The organism is Streptomyces krungchingensis (assembly GCF_054729265.1).
This window is the reverse complement of sequence record NZ_JBPUKY010000001.1, coordinates 7,145,042-7,163,038: the sequence shown is the minus strand read 5'-3', so window position 1 is coordinate 7,163,038 and position 17,997 is coordinate 7,145,042. Positions and strand designations below refer to the sequence as shown.

Annotated in this window: 14 protein-coding genes; 8 read left to right on the top strand and 6 right to left on the bottom strand. The window is 69.9% G+C overall.

All coding sequences use genetic code 11. The features are described from left to right. Positions 1 to 23: 23 nt before the first annotated feature. The 3 genes from ACSYGO_RS31515 to ACSYGO_RS31505 are packed head-to-tail and all read left to right on the top strand — an operon-like array spanning position 24 to position 3,215. On the top strand, positions 24 to 1,394 hold the full coding sequence (locus tag ACSYGO_RS31515; protein WP_432189579.1) for an extracellular solute-binding protein: 1,371 nt from the start codon (positions 24 to 26) through the stop codon (positions 1,392 to 1,394). A 35-nt stretch (positions 1,395 to 1,429) separates the two neighbouring features. Continuing rightward, a complete protein-coding gene (locus ACSYGO_RS31510) occupies positions 1,430 to 2,326 on the top strand; it encodes a carbohydrate ABC transporter permease (RefSeq protein WP_426682159.1) in 897 nt (298 codons plus the stop codon). Position 2,327: 1 nt separating this feature from the next. After that, the gene (locus ACSYGO_RS31505; protein WP_426682134.1) at positions 2,328 to 3,215 is read left to right on the top strand and encodes a carbohydrate ABC transporter permease; all 888 of its coding nucleotides are present in this window, start codon (positions 2,328 to 2,330) and stop codon (positions 3,213 to 3,215) included. Here the strand turns inward: ACSYGO_RS31505 and ACSYGO_RS31500 are convergent. After that, positions 3,132 to 5,399: a tetratricopeptide repeat protein gene (locus tag ACSYGO_RS31500; RefSeq protein WP_460388495.1), complete on the bottom strand. Its 2,268-nt coding sequence runs from the start codon at positions 5,397 to 5,399 to the stop codon at positions 3,132 to 3,134. The two genes, ACSYGO_RS31505 and ACSYGO_RS31500, sit on opposite strands and share 84 nt — an antisense overlap. A 327-nt stretch (positions 5,400 to 5,726) precedes the next feature. On the opposite strand from ACSYGO_RS31500, the gene ACSYGO_RS31495 reads away from it, so the two are divergent. Next, complete coding sequence (locus ACSYGO_RS31495) at positions 5,727 to 6,356, top strand: XRE family transcriptional regulator (protein ID WP_426682158.1); 630 nt, start codon at positions 5,727 to 5,729, stop codon at positions 6,354 to 6,356. A gap of 183 nt (positions 6,357 to 6,539) precedes the next feature. Here ACSYGO_RS31495 and ACSYGO_RS31490 read toward each other — a convergent pair whose 3' ends face one another. Then, the gene (locus ACSYGO_RS31490; protein WP_426682132.1) at positions 6,540 to 7,565 is read right to left on the bottom strand and encodes an ATP-dependent 6-phosphofructokinase; all 1,026 of its coding nucleotides are present in this window, start codon (positions 7,563 to 7,565) and stop codon (positions 6,540 to 6,542) included. 279 nt (positions 7,566 to 7,844) lie between these two features. Between ACSYGO_RS31490 and pta the strand changes: the two genes are divergently transcribed. The 3 genes from pta to pyk all read left to right on the top strand — a co-directional run bounded on the left by pta (position 7,845) and on the right by pyk (position 12,734). Beyond that, positions 7,845 to 9,935, top strand: coding sequence for a phosphate acetyltransferase (gene pta, locus ACSYGO_RS31485; protein ID WP_426682131.1), 2,091 nt, complete (start codon positions 7,845 to 7,847; stop codon positions 9,933 to 9,935). Then, complete coding sequence (locus ACSYGO_RS31480; protein ID WP_460388493.1) at positions 9,932 to 11,227, top strand: acetate kinase; 1,296 nt, start codon at positions 9,932 to 9,934, stop codon at positions 11,225 to 11,227. Before pta ends, ACSYGO_RS31480 begins: the two co-directional genes overlap by 4 nt. 73 nt (positions 11,228 to 11,300) lie before the next feature. Continuing rightward, on the top strand, positions 11,301 to 12,734 hold the full coding sequence (pyk, locus tag ACSYGO_RS31475; protein ID WP_426682129.1) for a pyruvate kinase: 1,434 nt from the start codon (positions 11,301 to 11,303) through the stop codon (positions 12,732 to 12,734). A gap of 91 nt (positions 12,735 to 12,825) precedes the next feature. Here the strand turns inward: pyk and ACSYGO_RS31470 are convergent, their stop codons facing one another. The 4 genes from ACSYGO_RS31470 to ACSYGO_RS31455 form a co-directional block, all read right to left on the bottom strand. Continuing rightward, a complete protein-coding gene (locus ACSYGO_RS31470) occupies positions 12,826 to 14,136 on the bottom strand; it encodes a hypothetical protein (protein WP_435228435.1) in 1,311 nt (436 codons plus the stop codon). Next, a complete protein-coding gene (locus ACSYGO_RS31465) occupies positions 14,126 to 14,695 on the bottom strand; it encodes a DUF6114 domain-containing protein (RefSeq protein ID WP_345650081.1) in 570 nt (189 codons plus the stop codon). The genes ACSYGO_RS31470 and ACSYGO_RS31465 overlap by 11 nt, the downstream gene beginning before the upstream one ends. Before the next feature lie 119 nt (positions 14,696 to 14,814). Further along, a complete protein-coding gene (locus ACSYGO_RS31460; protein ID WP_028804271.1) occupies positions 14,815 to 15,447 on the bottom strand; it encodes a DUF6230 family protein in 633 nt (210 codons plus the stop codon). A gap of 621 nt (positions 15,448 to 16,068) precedes the next feature. Continuing rightward, a complete protein-coding gene (locus tag ACSYGO_RS31455; RefSeq protein WP_460388490.1) occupies positions 16,069 to 17,046 on the bottom strand; it encodes a tetratricopeptide repeat protein in 978 nt (325 codons plus the stop codon). 288 nt (positions 17,047 to 17,334) lie between these two features. Here ACSYGO_RS31455 and ACSYGO_RS31450 point away from each other — a divergent pair, with 288 nt between their 5' ends. After that, the gene (locus tag ACSYGO_RS31450) at positions 17,335 to 17,961 is read left to right on the top strand and encodes a TetR/AcrR family transcriptional regulator (protein WP_460388488.1); all 627 of its coding nucleotides are present in this window, start codon (positions 17,335 to 17,337) and stop codon (positions 17,959 to 17,961) included. The last annotated feature ends 36 nt before the right edge of the window (positions 17,962 to 17,997 follow it).

The following is a 17,997-nucleotide window of genomic DNA, read 5'->3' as shown; positions in this document are numbered from 1 at the left end:
ACGATGTCGGTCAGTAGGAGGTCGTGCCCGTGCGCCCCACCGCCGCCCCACTTCTGCTCGCGACAGTGCTCGCCGCCACCACACTCACCGCATGCGGATCCGGGTCCGGGAGTGACCCCGACACCGTGAAGATCTCCTTCAAACAGTCGACCGACAACTCGGTCCGGGTGATGGACACCTACCTGGCCGACATGAAGAAGCAGTTCGAGAAGGCCAACCCGGGCAAGAAGGTCGAGCTCGTCCCGATCAAGGCCCCCGACTCGGAGTACTACACCAAGCTCCAGCAGATGCTCAGGTCGCCCAAGACGGCCCCCGACCTGGTCTACGAGGACACCTTCCTCATCAACTCCGACATCACGAGCGGGTATTTGAAGCCCCTCGACCCCTATCTGGACAAGTGGTCGGACTGGGACCAGTTCATCGACACCGCGAAGGCGGCGGCGAAGGCGCAGGACGGGAAGACGTACGGCGTCCCGGACGGCACGGACACCCGCGGTCTCTGGTTCGACAAGGGGATATTCAAGAAGGCGGGTCTGCCCGAGGACTGGCAGCCGAAGACGTGGGACGACGTCCTCTCCGCCGCGCGGACCATCAAGAAGAAGGTCCCCGGCGTCACGCCCCTGAACGTCTACACGGGCAAACCCGCCGGTGAGGCCGCCACCATGCAGGGCTTCGAGATGCTGCTGTACGGGACGGGCGACGGACAGTCCGACCCCCTGTACGACTCCGCGTCGAAGAAGTGGATCGCCTCCGGCCAGGCCTTCAAGGATTCCCTCGGCTTCGTGGAGACGGTCTACAAGGAGAAGCTCGGCCTCGACGTCCCCGACGCCCTGGACCCCAACATCCAGACCCGGATCCGCGGCGAGCTGCTGCCCGAGGGCAAGCTCGGCATCAACCTCGACGGCAGCTGGCTGCCGCAGGACTGGCTGAAGGGGGCCGGGCACGAGTGGCCCGAGTGGTCCCAGAAGCTCGGCCTCGCCCACATGCCCACCCAGCACGGCCAGGCACCGGGCAAGGTGAGCATGTCGGGCGGCTGGACCTGGTCGATCCCGGCCAAGGCGGCCAACCCCGACCTGGCCTTCAAGTTCATCGAGACGATGCAGACCAAGGCGAACGCCCAGAAGTGGTACATCGCCAACTCCGGCATCGCGGTCCGCAAGGACGTCGCCGCCGACCCCGCCTACGTGCAGGCGCAGCCCGGCATCAAGTTCTTCACCGACCTGGTGGCGAGCACGCACTACCGGCCCGCGTACCCGGCGTACCCCAAGGTCTCGACCGCCATCCAGGAGGCCATGGAGAGTGTCACCACGGGTGACAGTTCGGTCGACAAGGCGGCGAGCGGCTACGACGAGGAACTGAAGGCGGCCACCGACGACCAAGTGATCGAGAAGTGAGCGTCGGTACGCACACGGCGTCCCCGGTCGGCACGGTGGGCAAGACGTCCCCGCCCCCCGTGCGCCGGGGAGGTCTCCTGCGCTCCCTGACCCGCGCCCTGCCGCTCGCCCCGGCCGTCGTCCTCCTGCTGCTCTTCCTCGCCGGCCCGATCGCCTACTGCGCGTACATCGCCTTCACCGACCTCCAGCTCACCGGCCAGGCCCAGTCGTCCTTCGTCGGCCTGGAGAACTTCCGTGCGGCGTTCCGGGACGACGCGTTCCGCAACGCCGTCTGGCTGACGCTGGTGTTCACGGTGGTGTCGTCGCTGCTCGGCCAGAACACGCTGGGTCTGGCGCTCGCCTCGCTCATGCAGCGTGCGTCCAAGCCCGTCCGCACCGTGGTCGGCGGGATCGTCATCACGGCCTGGGTGCTGCCGGAGGTGGTGGCGGGATTCCTGCTGTACGCCTTCTTCCGCCGCGAGGGCACGCTGAACGCCATCCTCGAATGGCTCCATCTCCCCACCCAGAACTGGATGTTCACCCTGCCGATCCTCGCGGTGTCCTTCGCCAACGTGTGGCGCGGGACGGCCTTCTCGATGCTGGTCTACTCGGCCGCACTGAACGAGATCCCGAAGGAGATCACGGAGGCCGCCGAGGTCGACGGGGCAGGTGGCTGGCGGCGCCTGTGGCACATCACCCTGCCGATGATCCGTCGCTCCATCGGCACGAACCTGATGCTCAACACCCTGCAGACGCTGTCCGTCTTCGGGCTGATCTGGGTGATGACGCGCGGCGGCCCGGGCAACCGCAGCCAGACCCTCCCGCTGTTCATGTACGAGCAGGCCTTCCAGAAGAGCATGATCGGGTACGGGACGGCGGTGGCGCTGCTGCTCCTGGTGGTGGGCTCGCTGTTCTCGCTGGTCTACATGCGCCTGCTGCGGACGGAGGTGTGAGATGGCCGTACTGACACGCGGGGCGACGCTCAAGTCGCGTCCCACCGGGCGGGGCGTGACCCTCAAGTCGCGCCGGACGGGCCGGAGGCTGGCCGCGGACGCCGGGCTCCTCGTCGTGGCGGCGGCGTTCTCGCTGCCGCTGGCCTGGGTGGTCCTGTCCTCGCTGGACGCGCATGCCGATCTGCGGGTGAAGGCGCCGGACGGCCTCACCCTGTCCAACTTCGACGCCGTCCTGAAACCGGACATCACCTTCACCCCCCTGCTCAACAGCCTGATCCTGTGCGGCGGAGGCACCCTGCTCACGGTGGTGTGCGCGGCGCTGGCGGCTTATCCGCTGTCGCGTTTCCGCTCGCGCCTGAACCGCCCGTTCCTCCTGACGATCCTCTTCGCGACGAGCCTGCCGATCACGGCGATCATGGTTCCGGTGTACGCGCTGTTCGTGCAGGTGAATCTGATCGACACCATGCAGGGCACGATCTACTTCTTCGCCGCCTCCCAACTGCCTTTCGCCATCTGGCTGATGAAGAACTTCATGGACGGGGTGCCGAAGGAGCTGGAGGAGGCGGCCTGGACGGACGGGGCGTCCTCCCTCCAGTCCCTGGTGCGCATCGTGCTGCCGCTGATGGGGCCGGGCGTGGCCGTCGTGACGGTCTTCTCCTTCGTCATGATGTGGGGGAACTTCTTCGTCCCCTTCATGCTGCTGCTGACACCGGACCAGATGCCGGCGTCCGTGAGCATCAACGAGTTCTTCGGCAACCGCGGCATGGTGGTGTACGGGCAGCTGGCGGCGTTCTCGATCATCTACTCAACGCCGGTCCTGCTCCTGTACGTACTGGTCGCCCGCCGCCTCGGCGGAGGATTCGCGCTGGGAGGTGCCGTCAAAGGCTGAGAGACCCGGCAGGCCCGGGAACGGCAGACCGGACCCGTGCGGGTATCCCCAGCCGGATTCGGCCGGTGCGGGCACCGGCACCTCGGCCTCGGCGAGCGCCCGCGCGGCCCGGTCGGGCGCGTCGGCCTCGGTGAACGCCCGGGCGGCCCGGAGCCAGCAGTCCCGTGACTGGTACGGGGCGCCGGCCGCTCCATGGGCCCGCGCGAGGTTCTCCAGGGCCCGGCCGGTCCGGTACCAGTCCTCGAACTCCTGGTAGATCCCCACGGCTCTGCGGTACGACTCGATCGCCTCCCGCACGCGTCCCGCCTGCATCAGCGCGCTGCCGAGGTTGTTGCACGCGATGCCCTCGCGGTGACGGTCCCCGGTCTCCCTGAACAGTCCCTGGCTGCGGGTGTGCGCGTTGATGGCCGCCTCCGCCTTGCCGTCCTGGGCCAGCGCGAGACCGAGGGTGGTCCAGGCGATCGCCTCGCGGTGCCGGTCCCCGGCCGTGAGCTGGTACAGCGCGAGAGCGCTGTTGAGCGCGTCGATCGCGTCCGCGGGGCGGTCCTCGTCGCGCAGGGCCGCGCCGAGACTGCTCAGGGCGATCGCCTCGCCGTGCCGGTCGCCGGCCAGCTGATAGCGCTGCCGGGCGTGGGTGAGGGCCTCGATGGCGTCCCCCGTTCGGCCCGCGCCGCCCAGAGCGTTGCCCAGATTGCTCCAGGCGGCGGCCTCGCTGCGGTGTTCCCCGGCGTGTTCCGCGGCCTGCTGGGCGGCGCTGCTCACCACGATCAGGTCGTCGAAGTGGCGCCGCCAGTCCAGGTAGACGGCGAGCAGTTCGGCCAGCCGCACCGCCGCGGCGGCGTACCGCGCCTCCTGCGCCCACTGCACGGCCGCCACCAGTCCGGCCCGCTGCTCGTCCAGCCACTTCAGCGCCGCCGCCCGGTCGGCGAACAGCTCGGGCTCCGGCATTCCGTCCAGCCAGCGCAGCCGGGCGTCCGCGGCCTCCGTCCACCGGCAGAAGAACGCGAGCACCCGCGAGCGGGCCGCTTCCCCCTCCTCCGCGAGCGCCGGGTCCCGCTTCACCATGTCGATCCCGAACGCCTTCACGAGGTCGTGCAGCCGCCATCGGCCGCGCTGGGTGCCCTGTTCGACGAGATGGGCGCGAGCCAGTGCCTCCAGGGTCCGCACCGGTGGGCTCTCGGCGCCGATCAGCGCGTTGACGACCTGTGTGGTGACTTCGGGTCCGGGTGCGAGCGCGAGCAGTCCGAGGAGGCGGGTCTGCTCGGGCGACAGCCGGCGGTAGGACAGTTCGAAGGCGGCGCGGACACTGCGCTCGCCGTCGTCGAGGGCGAGCGGGTCCCGTAGCCCGGTCAGTTCGGCCGTGAGTTCGGCGACCGGCTTCGACCGGTCCAGTGCCAGGCGGGCGGCCGCGATCTGGAGGGCGAGCGGCAGGTGCTTGCAGAGGGAGGCGAGCTCCTCGGCGGCCGCGGCCTCGTGACGGATCCGGTGGTCGTGGGGATCCGCCAGCCTCAGGGCCCGGTCGAGGAGGTCGAACGCGGCCCGGGGTGTCAGCTCGTCCAGCGGCAGGAGTCTGGCCCCGTGCTGGGGCAGACGTTCGCGGGAGGTCACCAGCAGGCGGTGGTTGACGCCGCCGCCGGGAAGGAGGAACCGTACCTGCTCCGACAGGCCGACGTTGTCGGCCAGGATCAGCATCGGGCCCCGCTCGCGGGCCCGCTCGGCCAGCGCCGAGCGGTACAGCGCGGCCCGCTCCTCCGCCCTGCTCGGGATGTGCTGGGACGCGGTGCCCAGGGCCCGCAGCAGAGCCTCCAGGGCCTGTTCGGCGCTGACGGACTCCTCGTTGTAGTCGTATCCGTGCAGGTCGACGAAGAGCACCCCGCCGGGAAACCAGCCCCGTTCGCATGCCTGGTGCGCCGCCTCCACCGCGAGCGCCGTCTTGCCGATGCCGCCGAGCCCCGACACGGCGGTGACGACGACCGTCGCGGGACCGCCGGACTTGGAGGGGGCCAGCACGTCCAGCAGCACCCGCAGCTCGCTGTCCCGGCCGGTGAAGCCGCCGACGCGCATGGGCAGCGCGTCCAGCGCGGTGGGCGCCGGCCCGTGCTCGTGGAATTCGGCCTTCGCCGTGAAGGGACCGGTGAAGTTCCCGCCCCGGAAGTCGAGATGGTCCCCGTCGTACTCGGTCATCGTGCTGTCCCCCGTGCCGCCTCCGAACCTCGCCCGACATCACAGTACGCCGCGCCGGCCGACCCAACACCCGTGCTGGACAGGGGACTTGGCGATACCGTATGGAGCGCGCCACGACGGAACCGGCGAGGCGGCACGGGTGTGGCCCTCGGCCGTCCCGACGACGGCCGGAACCGTATGTTCCTACAATCCGTGATTGTGGCCGAACAGCCCGTAGTCACCGCTGCACCGTACCCATACTTTGTGCGCGTGCAGCTACCGCAAGCCCATCAGCCCACCCCGCCCTTCAACGCCCCCGCCGCCCGCAGACTGCGGGCGGCGCTCGGCATGGGGCCCGAGCACGTCGCGTACGGCATGCGGGCCTCGTACGGACTGCCGTACGTCACTCCGGACCTGGTCACGGCCTGGGAGCGCGGGATCGCCGCCCCGAGCTCGCCCGAACTGACAGCGCTCGCGGGGGTGCTGTGGTGCTCGCCGGGCGAACTCATCGGGGCGCCGCGCACCCTGCGCGAGCACCGGGTCGCACGGGGGCTGGCGCAGGAGGACGTGGCCCGCGCGGCCGGTCTGGAACTCCTCGCGTACCAGCGGATGGAGGAGTCCGACGCGTGGCGCGGCAACGAGCGGCAGTCGACCGCGCTCGCCGACATCCTCGAACTGTCGCTGCCCGACTTCATCACCGTGACGGGGCGCGACGAGAAGCTCGCGGACCTGCTGCGCAGTGCCATGACGACGCGCTGGCAGGCCTATGTGCGACCGGTGGGGAAGATGGTGCCGCTGGACCGGCACCTCCTGGAGGTCGTCCTGGAGAAGATGCACGCGGACTATCAGGGGCAGATGGTCGCCACACTGAGCTGGGGCGGTGGTTCGGCCGCGGCCGACTCCAGCGAGTCGGGACGCGACTTCCTCGACCGGATCGTCGATCGTTTCTGGACGATGGTCCAGAGCACCACCGCCTGACGCACGCGCCCGCCGCCCCGCGACCGTGACCGCGCCGGGGCCGCCGGAGCCATGACAGCGCCGGGGCCCGCCGGAGCCGCGACCGTCCGACATCGGCTCACGGCCCCGATGCCCGGCTCCGATGCCCGATACCCGGCTCCGGGCTCCGGGCTCCGGGCTCCGGGCTCCGGGCTCCGGGGACGATCAGAAGACCGACTCGGCCTCGTCCATCCGGTCCTTCGGCACGGTCTTCAGCTCGGTGATCGCCTCGGCGAGCGGCACCATCACGACGTCCGTACCGCGCAGTGCCGTCATCCTGCCGAAGTCGCCCCGGTGCGCGGCCTCGACGGCGTGCCAGCCGAAGCGGGTGGCGAGCACACGGTCGTACGCGGTCGGCGTGCCACCGCGCTGGATGTGGCCGAGAATGACCGGCTTGGCCTCCTTGCCGAGGCGGCGCTCCAGTTCGCCGGCGAGGGCGGTGCCGATGCCCTGGAAGCGCTCGTGACCGAACTGGTCGATCTCGCCGTGGCCGTAGTCCATGGTGCCCTCGACGGGGTGGGCGCCCTCGGCGACGCAGACGACGGCGAACTTCTTGCCGCGCGAGAAGCGCTCCTCGACCATCGCCACCAGGTGGGCGGGGTCGAAGGCGCGCTCGGGCAGGCAGATGCCGTGGGCGCCGGCCGCCATGCCGGACTCCAGGGCGATCCAGCCGGCGTGCCGGCCCATGACCTCGACGACCATCACGCGCTGGTGCGACTCGGCGGTCGTCTTCAGCCGGTCCATGGCCTCCGTGGCCACGCCGACGGCGGTGTCGAAGCCGAAGGTGCGGTCCGTCGACGAGATGTCGTTGTCGATCGTCTTCGGGACGCCGACGACCGGCAGGCCGGCGTCCGCGAGCATGCGGGCGGCGGTCAGCGTGCCCTCGCCGCCGATCGGGATGAGGACGTCGATACCGAATTCACGGGCCATGTCCTGCGCGTTGTCGCAGGCCTCACGGAGCCGGTCGCGCTGCAGACGCGAGGAGCCGAGGATGGTGCCGCCGAGGGCGAGGATGCCGCTGACCGCGTCGAGGTCGAGGGTGCGGAAGCGGCCTTCGAGCAGGCCGGCGTACCCGTCCTCGAAGCCGATGACCTCGTCGCCGAAGTTGGTGACCGCTCGGTGCACGACCGACCGGATCACTGCGTTCAGCCCCGGGCAGTCGCCGCCTGCGGTGAGAACTCCGATGCGCATCGTGCTGTGTCTCCTGCTCGCTGTTGATGCCGGTGAGCCGATCCGATTGTTTCACGGCTCCCCGGCAGCGTCGCTTCCGTCCTGTGCATCCCGGTCTGCACCTCGTGACCTCGGGTCCGGCGGGCGCCTTATCCAGCCGCGGGGGTATTGTCAAGGGGGTTCTGCTCACCCCAGCGGGCCATTTTTCCGCGCCGTAAAGCGGGCAGGGTCGCGAAGAGCACAGACCGCGAAGACCACGATGCCCCGAAGTGCACGATCGGGATGAAACGGAGAGCACGCGTGACGCGCAGCGTGTACGTGACCGGAATCGACCGCGGTGACGGCCGCCAGGTCGTCGAGCTGGGGGTCATGGAGATCCTGACCCGCCAGGTCGACCGGGTGGGGGTGTTCCGTCCGCTTGTGCACGACGGTCCGGACCGGCTCTTCGAGCTGCTGCGCTCCCGCTACCGGCTGTCCCAGGACCCGGCGACGGTGTACGGCATGGACTACCACGAGGCGTCCGCGCTCCAGGCCGAGCAGGGCACCGACGAACTGGTGTCGACGCTCGTCGACCGTTTCCACGGTGTCGCCCGCGAGTACGACGTCGTCCTCGTCCTCGGCACCGACTTCGCCGCCACCCAGCTCCCCGACGAGCTGGCCCTGAACGCGCGGCTCGCCAACGAGTTCGCCGCCTCCGTGATCCCGGTCGTCGGCGGTCGCGGGCAGAACGCCGAGTCGGTCCGCGCCGAGACGCGCAACGCCTACCGCGCCTACGACGGGCTGGGCTGCGACGTGCTCGCCATGGTCGTGAACCGGGTGGCGCCCGAGGACCGCGCCGAGATCCTCGAACGGCTCGACTCCCGTCTGCCCGTGCCCTGTTACGTGCTGCCCGACGAGCCCGCGCTCTCCGCGCCCACCGTCTCGCAGATCACCCATGCCCTCGGCGGCAAGGTGCTCCTCGGCGACGACGCCGGACTGGCCCGCGACGCGCTCGACTTCGTCTTCGGCGGTGCGATGCTGCCGAACTTCCTGCGCGCCCTGACCCCGGGCTGTCTGGTGGTCACCCCGGGCGACCGCGCCGACCTCGTCGTCGGCTCGCTCGCCGCGCACAGCGCCGGCACTCCCCCGATAGCCGGCGTGCTGCTCACCCTGAACGAGCGGCCCAGCGACGAGATCCTCACCCTGGCGGCGCGTCTCGCACCGGGCACCCCGGTCGTCTCGGTGGCCGGGACCTCCTTCCCGACCGCGGCGGAGCTCTTCTCCCTGGAGGGGAAGCTGAACGCCGCCACGCCCCGCAAGGCGGAGACCGCGCTCGGTCTCTTCGAGCGGTACGTGGACACGAGCGATCTGCTGAAGCGGGTCTCCGCCCCGAGCAGCGACCGGCTCACGCCGATGATGTTCGAGCACAAGCTGCTGGAGCAGGCCCGCTCCGACAAGCGGCGTGTCGTCCTCCCCGAGGGCACCGAGGAGCGCGTGCTGCACGCCGCCGAGGTGCTGCTGCGCCGCGGGGTGTGCGACCTGACGCTGCTCGGGCCCGTCGACCAGATCCGCAAGAAGGCCGCCGACCTCGGCATCGACCTCGGCGGATGCCAGATCGTCGATCCGCAGACCTCCGAGCTGCGGGACGTCTTCGCGATGAAGTACGCCCGGCTGCGCGCCCACAAGGGCGTCACCGTGGAGCTGGCGCACGACGTGGTCGCCGACGTGAACTACTTCGGCACGCTGATGGTCGAGGAGGGGCTCGCCGACGGCATGGTCTCCGGCTCGGTGCACTCCACGGCCGCCACCATCAGGCCCGCCTTCGAGATCATCAAGACCAAGGCGGACTCCAAGATCGTGTCGTCGGTCTTCTTCATGTGTCTCGCCGACAAGGTCCTGGTGTACGGGGACTGCGCGGTGAACCCCGACCCGAACGCCGAGCAGCTCAGCGACATCGCCATCCAGTCGGCGGCCACCGCCGAGCAGTTCGGTGTGGAGCCGAGGATCGCGATGCTGTCGTACTCGACGGGGACGTCCGGCTCCGGCGCCGACGTCGACAAGGTGCGCGAGGCCACCGAGCTGGTGCGGCTGCGCCGCGCCGATCTGAGCGTCGAGGGGCCGATCCAGTACGACGCCGCCGTCGAGCCGTCGGTCGCCGCGACGAAGCTCCCGGAGTCGGAGGTCGCCGGGCAGGCGTCCGTGCTGATCTTCCCGGACCTCAACACCGGCAACAACACCTACAAGGCCGTGCAGCGCTCGGCCGGCGCGATCGCCGTCGGGCCGGTCCTGCAGGGGCTGCGCAAGCCCGTCAACGACCTCTCCCGCGGCGCGCTCGTCCAGGACATCGTCAACACCGTCGCCATCACGGCGATCCAGGCCCAGACCCCCGACCAGAAGGCTTCCCAGCAGTGAGCTCCCATCCGTCGCCCACGACCGCCGCGTCCGGCGGGCCGCGCCCGGCCACCCGTGCCTCGCGCGTCCTCGTCCTCAACTCCGGCTCCTCGTCGGTGAAGTACCAGCTGCTCGACATGCGCGACAGCTCGCGGCTGGCGGTCGGCCTGGTGGAGCGGATCGGCGAGGAGACCTCCCGGCTCAAGCACACTCCGCTGACCGGCGGCCGGAGCCGCGAGCAGATCGGCCCCATCGCCGACCACGACGCCGCGCTGAAGGCCGTCGCCGCGGAGCTGGCCGCGGACGGGCTCGGTCTGGACTCCGCCGAGCTGGCCGCGATCGGCCACCGGGTGGTGCACGGCGGGCAGCGGTTCACCGAGCCGACGGTCATCGACGACGCCGTGCTCGCGGAGATCGAGCGGCTCATCCCGGTCGCGCCGCTGCACAATCCGGCGAACCTCACCGGCATCCGCACCGCCATGGCGCTGCGCCCGGACCTGCCCCAGGTCGCCGTCTTCGACACCGCGTTCCACACGACGATGCCGGAGTCGGCGGCGCGCTACGCGATCGACGTGCGAACCGCCGACGAGCACCGCATCCGCCGCTACGGCTTCCACGGGACCTCGCACGCGTATGTGTCCCGGGAGACCGCGAGGCTGCTCGGCAAGGCGCCCGAGGACGTGAACGTCATCGTGCTGCACCTGGGCAACGGCGCTTCCGCGTCGGCCGTGCGGGGCGGCCGGTGCGTCGACACCTCCATGGGGCTCACGCCGCTGGAGGGGCTCGTGATGGGTACGCGCTCCGGTGACGTGGATCCGGCCGTCATCTTCCATTTGCAGCGTGTTGGCGGGATGTCCACGGACGAGATCGACACTCTTCTCAACAAGCGGAGCGGTCTGATCGGTCTGTGCGGCGACAACGACATGCGGGAGATACGCCGCCGCGTCGACGAGGGCGACGAGCAGGCCCGCCTCGCCTTCGACATCTACATCCACCGCCTGAAGAAGTACATCGGCGCCTACTACGCGGTCCTCGGCCGGGTGGACGCCGTCGCCTTCACCGCCGGGGTCGGCGAGAACGCCGCGCCGGTGCGCGAGGCGGCCGTCGCCGGGCTGGAGCAGCTGGGCCTCATGGTCGACGGCGACCTGAACGCGGTCCGCGGCGGTGAGCCGCGGCTCATCTCTCCGCGGGACGCGCGGGTCGCCGTCGCCGTGGTGCCGACGGACGAGGAACTGGAGATCGCCACACAGACGTATGCGCTGGTCGGAGAGAGCGGTGGGAGCGGCGCCGGACTCGGAGAAGGCAACGCCTGAGCGGCTGTCCGCCCATTTGTATCTTCCGCCAGACGGAATATTCCGTAGCGAAACAAACCGATAGGATCGCCCCATGCGCCGTTCGAAAATCGTCTGTACTCTCGGCCCCGCGGTCGACTCCCAAGAGAAGCTGGTCGCGCTGATCGAAGCCGGCATGAATGTGGCCCGCTTCAACTTCAGCCACGGCACGCACGAGGAGCACCAGGCTCGGTACGACCGCGTCCGGGCCGCCTCGGCCGAGACCGGCAAGGCCATCGGTGTCCTCGCCGACCTCCAGGGCCCGAAGATCCGGCTGGAGACCTTCGCCGAGGGTCCCGTCGAGCTGGAACGTGGTGACGAGTTCACCATCACCGTCGAGGACGTGCCCGGCGACAAGCACATCTGCGGCACGACCTACAAGGGCCTGCCCGGCGACGTGGCCAAGGGCGACCAGGTCCTCATCAACGACGGCAACGTCGAGCTGCGGGTCGTCGAGGTCGACGGCACCCGGGTCAAGACGGTCGTCATCGAGGGCGGCGTGATCTCGGACCACAAGGGCATCAACCTGCCCGGCGCGGCCGTGAACGTGCCGGCGCTGTCCGAGAAGGACGTCGAGGACCTGCGCTTCGCGCTGCGGATGGGCTGCGACATGGTGGCCCTGTCCTTCGTGCGCGACGCCAACGACGTCAACGACGTCCACAAGGTGATGGACGAGGAGGGCCGCCGGGTCCCCGTCATCGCCAAGGTGGAGAAGCCGCAGGCGGTCGAGAACATGGAGGGCGTCGTCGCCGCGTTCGACGCGGTGATGGTGGCCCGTGGCGACCTGGCGGTGGAGTACCCGCTGGAGAAGGTCCCGATGGTGCAGAAGCGCCTCGTGGAGATGTGCCGCCGCAACGCCAAGCCGGTGATCGTCGCGACCCAGATGATGGAGTCGATGATCACCAACTCGCGTCCGACGCGCGCCGAGGCCTCCGACGTGGCCAACGCGATCCTGGACGGCGCGGACGCGGTCATGCTGTCGGCGGAGTCGAGCGTGGGCGCGTACCCGATCGAGACCGTGAAGACGATGTCGAAGATCGTCGTCGCGGCCGAGCAGGAGCTCCTCTCCAAGGGCCTCCAGCCGCTCGTGCCGGGCAAGAAGCCGCGCACGCAGGGTGGTTCGGTCGCCCGCGCCGCGTGCGAGATCGCGGACTTCCTCGGCGGCAAGGGCCTGGTGGCCTTCACCAAGTCCGGTGACACGGCCCGTCGGCTGTCCCGCTACCGCGCGGCCCAGCCGATCCTCGCCTTCACCACGGACGAGGGCACCCGCAACCAGCTCACGCTGAGCTGGGGCGTCGAGTCGCACATCGTGCCGTTCGTGCAGAGCACCGACGAGATGGTCGACCTCGTGGACCAGCAGCTGCAGCAGCTCAAGCGGTTCAACGACGGCGACATCGTCGTGATGACCGCCGGCTCGCCGCCCGGCGTCCCCGGCACCACCAACATGGTCCGGGTGCACCACCTGGGCGAGGGCGGCCACCACGGCTGACCGCCGGGCCCGTACGCCGCTGAGGGCGCCCCCTGTGACAGGGGGCGCCCTCAGCGTCTTCTGCGGCTCCCGGAAGGGCTCTCGGCGGCGCTCAGTCGGTCGTGTACTGGTGCAGCCCCGGCACGGTCAGCGTGCCGCCGAACTGGCCCGCCTGCACGACCTTCACCTTGGTGAAGTAGATGAGCGGGATGTTCAGCGGCGGCGGGTTGTCCGGGTCGAACGTGATCGGGATCAGCCCGAGCAGATTGCCGGAGATGCTCTCCGTGTACATGATCGTCTTGCCGTCGCGGATGGTCGACGTCGAGCCCTTGGCGGCCTGCACGTGGTAGGTCTTGCCGGACTGCTTGTCGTTCACCGTCTGGTGCAGGTCCCCGATGTCCGTGCCGTCGGAGATGACGTACTTCAGGACCCTCTTGGTGCTGCCGTTGGCCGTCTTCACCTTGACGATGCCCTTGTAGTCGGCACCCTTGAGCAGCAGCGAACTGGCGTTCAGGTACCAGGGGTCGTCCGGCAGGGCCACCGGGTTGTCGACACCGCCCTCGTCGTCGGTCGCGACCGGGCAGTCCGAGGCGTCGGTGCTCTCGCTCGCGGACGGGCTGGGCGAGGCGGTCGCCGCGTCGGCGGCCTCCTGGACCTTCTCCGTGGCGTCCGAAGCCGCCTTGGAGGCCGTGTCGGTGGTGTCCTTCACGGTGTCCTCGACCGTCTTGGTGACCTTGTCGGTCGTGTCCTTGACGGTGTCCGAGACGCTCTTGTCGTCCGACGCGGAGGAGTCCTTGCTCTCGCTCGCCGACGCGGACGGCGTGGGGGTGGGGCTCGCCGTGTCGTCGGGCGTGAGGAGGTCCTTGAGGGCGTCGCCGACACCCAGCGGGTCGAGCGGGTTCTTGCTGCTCTCGGACGCGGACGGGGCCGGCGTGGACGCGGCTCCGTCCGAGGAGTTCTGCGAGGTGCCCGCGGAGGACGAGGAGGCGGACGGCGTCGGCTCGGCCTTGTCGTCGGAACCTGAATCCGACGAAGAGGTCTCGTCCGAGGAGCCGGAGCTCGACGAGGGCTTCGGTGTCGCCGTGTCCGCGGACTCGCTCGCGCTCGGCGAGGACGAGGCGGAGGGCGACGCCGTGTCCGACGCGTCCTTGCCGTCCTCGGAGCCCGTCACGGCCTCGACGCACTTCTGGTACTCGTCGGCCGTCAGGCTCTTCGCGGTCGGGTGGTCCTCGGCCTGGGCCAGCGTGGGGGTGAGGCCCATTCCCATGAGGACAGCCGTGGGCATGGCCGCCAGGGCGATCGCCTTGCCGGCCGGCATGTGGAACCTGGTGAACAGCGGCTTCCTGGGGGCCGCGTGGCGCGGCCCGGTTCTCACACGGGACTCGTCCACCTCAGTCCCGTGGGTCACCTCGTCAGCCGGCACTGTGCCTCCCGTTCGCCCCGTTGGTCGGGCTCGTTCCTGACAGATCGTTCGGCTCACCCACACCGTTCGCGGCGATCGCGGGCTCGGCGTCCACGCCCTCCGGGCCGTCCCCCTTGGCGAGGGAGGCCGACGCGGGCCGCTCCTCCGCGGGAGGTGCGCCCGGGGCCCAGGAGACCGCCATCGCGCCGCCGATCATGGCGAACAGGAAGCCGATCAGGAAGCCGCCCAGGTTGGACACCGGGATGGACACCAGGGCCAGCAGGATCGCCGCCACACCAGCGAAGGTGCGGACGTGCTTCTGGAACCAGAGGCTGATGCCCAGCACGACGAGCAGAACGCCGATGATCAGGGAGCCCGCGCCGGCGGTGGTCGCCATCGCGAGCGTCAGGTGACCGATCTGGAGATTCGCGTACGGGAAGTAGGCGATCGGGAAACCGCCGAGCAGGACGAACAGGCCGGCCCAGAAGGGACGGTCGCCCCTCCAGGTACGGAAGTTCCGCCGGAAGACCCGGAGGTAGTGCTCGTTGTGTCCGGGCGCGGCAGGGGTCTCGGCGCTCATGGAAAACAGCTCCCTGGAACAGCTTTGCTGTGAGAAGTACGCGTGAGTGGTCCGCGTACGGCGGTGCGGAGCGGGGCGGGCGAGGCTGCCGGAGCCTCCTCACCCGCCCCAGGGAGTGCCTAGTAGCACTCCTTGACGCCCTTGGACAGCGACATCTTCAGGCCGCTGAGCTTGAACGTGCCGGCGGTGGTCGCCCACGCCGTCTGCTTGACGTCGGTCAGCGTGGCCGAGTCGGCCTGCTGAGCGAAGCCGTAGGGGTTCGCCGTGTCGCCCTTGGCGATGCCCGGACCCTTGCTGGCGTCCTTGGCCGCAACACCGATGTCGATGCCGCGGAAGGTCGCGTTGGCCTCGAGGTCCTCGACGTCGATGTACAGGTTCTCGGCCTCGACCGGGGTGTCGCCACCGCCGGCCTTGAGCACGAGGCTGACGGACCCGAGCAGCGGGATGTCCGGGGTGACCACGGACTGGCACATGCCCTTGATCGTCGCGGACTTGAACGCCGAGACGGCGACGGGGTGAGCCGTCTTCTTGCCGTCCAGGGTGTAGCCCGAGTCGATGGCTCCGTACTGCGAGAAGCCCGTACCGTCGAGTCGGTCCGCCGTCACCTTGAACGACTGACCGGAAACGCTGAACGACGCGGCGAGAGCACCCTGCGCGAGGGCGACACCTATCGCTGCCGTGGCGGCCACGCTGGGCACCATCACGACCGCGAACCGCTTCCATCTGGTCCCGCCACGCACCTGGGACTCCATATTTCCTCCTTCTCGGACGTACATCTCCTGGCCCTGACTGCCCCGAAGTCGGCGGCTCAGCCGGGCAGGGATGGGAGAAGTGCTACGTCCTCGGGAAGGAGAGCGCCCGTACTCGGAGGTGCGTAGAGCACCCGAATCACCGGCGATCACCCCCGAGCGACAACCACTGGTCGCGCCTGACACACATCACGCACAACCTGCTGGACAGGCTCCGCCGAACGGCAGAGACCCCCCTGTCCAAGAGCCGGCGCCACTGCCGTCGGCTCTACTCGGTGGGGACCCAGAAAATCCGTTGACCCGATTGGTTGTCGGGGTACGGGAATGGACCGAGCGTCGCCGATCGTGGTGCATTCTCGCCGCCCGCACAAGGGGGTTCGTTACTCGCTAGTAACGGCCGGATAACCGAACAACGACCCGTCGGTATCGGGTGGCGACGCAGGGTGGCATCGGGTGGGGTGACACAACGGTTGATTAGTGGACGGAATCCGACAGATCAACGGCCCTGACTTACTCCAAGTAACAGCGGCCGCGTTTACCAAGATTTGGTAAAGCGCGGCCACGTGTCGACCTGTCGGCCAATCTTTCACCTGGGCATCACAAGCCCCGGCGTTTAGGGACTGGTCAGAACAGAGCCCTGGCCAACGCCCGGCGCGCCCCTACGACCCGCGGATCGTCGGCCCCGACCACCTCGAACAGTTCGAGCAGCCGCAGCCGTACCGCGTCGCGGTCGTCACCCGCCGTGCGCTGCACCGTGTCGATCAGCCGCCCGAAGGCGTCCTCCACGTGCCCGCCCACCAGGTCCAGGTCGGCGGCGGTGATCTGCGCCTGCACGTCGCCCGGCTTGTCGGCGGCGTCCTTGCGCACCTGCTGCGGGTCGACGCTCTGCACGCGCTGGAGCAATTCGGCCTGGGCGAGACCCAGTTTGGCCTCCGTGTTGGCCGGGTCGTCGCTCAGCACGTTCTTGTACGCCTGGACGGCACCCGCCAAGTCGCCCGCGTCCAGGGCCTGCACGGCGGCTTCGAGGAGCGCGTCGTACGGGCCGGCGGGCACCTCGGGCGCGGCCTGGGCGTCGCCGGGCGCGGCGTCCGGGTCGACCGTCAGACCGGTGAGCCCGAAGCGCTGCTCGGCGACCTGGACGAGCTGGTCGAGGGTCCCCCGGATCTGCGCCTCGCCGGCGGCCCCCTGGAAGAGAGGCAGGGCCTGTCCCGCGACCACCGCGAAGACGGCCGGGATCCCCTGGACCCCGAACTGCTGCATCAGCATCTGGTTGGCGTCGACGTCGATCTTGGCCAGGACGAAGCGTCCGGCGTATTCGAGGGCCAGCCGTTCGAGCACCGGGCTCAGTTGCTTGCACGGCTCGCACCACTCGGCCCAGAAGTCGATGACGACGGGAACCTCGGTGGACCGCTGCAGGACATCGCGCTCGAAGCCCGCCTCGTCGACGTCGATGACGAGACTGTCGGGGGACACGGCCCCTGTTCCGCCGCCCTGCCTGGCCGCTTCCGCGCGCGCCTGCTCCGCCTTCGTCTTGGCCTCCTGGGCCGCCTTCACCGCGGCGAGGTCGACGACTCCGCTCATGGACATGTTCCGTGGCTGCATGAGTACATCCTCCCCCTTCCGCGCGCACGTGTGAAAAGCGTGGTGAAAGCCAGACCTGTTACGTCTTGATCGGGTCCGCTCGGCGCCGGGTCCCCACCCGGCGCCAGTGGCGTACTGGTGTGTCACTGTGGTTGTCGCCCGTGCGTGATCATGCTGCACGTGCTTTCGCTACGAGTCGTAGCGTAACTGTCCCGGGGCGCCGCTGTGCACCCTCCCCCGGTGATCTCCCTCACGGCTTCACACAACCGCCGGATTCGGCCATCGAGATTGCCGGATATGGTCACTGACATGCAGAGTCGCACTTCAGCCCCTCGTACGGGGCGCCCGCGCAGCGCCGCCGCGGACGCCGCGATCCTGGAGGCGACGCGCGCGGCCCTGGTCGAACTGGGCTGGTCCAAGATGACGTTGGGGGACGTGGCGACGCGCGCGGGGGTCGCCAAGACGACGCTCTACCGCCGCTGGGCCGGCAAGAACGAGCTCGTGGTCGACGCGGTGGCGGTCCTCTTCGACGAGCTGCAGCTCCCCGACCGGGGCAGTCTCGCCGCCGACATCGAGGGTGTGGTGCTCCAGTTCGCGGCGATCCTGGACCGCCCGGAGGCGAAGACCGCGCTGATGGCGGTGGTGGCCGAGTCCACCCGCGACGAGCCCCTGCGCGAGCGCATCCGCACCTCGATCGTGGACCGCCAGAAGCGGCTGGTCCTGGAGGGGCGCGCCCGGGCCACCGCGCGCGGGGAACTGCCCCCGGAGACCGACGCGGCCACCGCCGCCCGCACGGCCGACCTGATCTTCGACGTGGTCGCGGGTGCCGTGGTGCACCGCACCCTGGTCAGCGCGGAGCCCGCGGACGAGGAGTGGGTGCACAGCTTCACCCGGGTGCTGCTGCTGGGCCTCGCGGGCGCCTCGGCCCAGCCCTGAGGACTTCCCCGGAAACGCACAGGGGTGGCCGGGGGC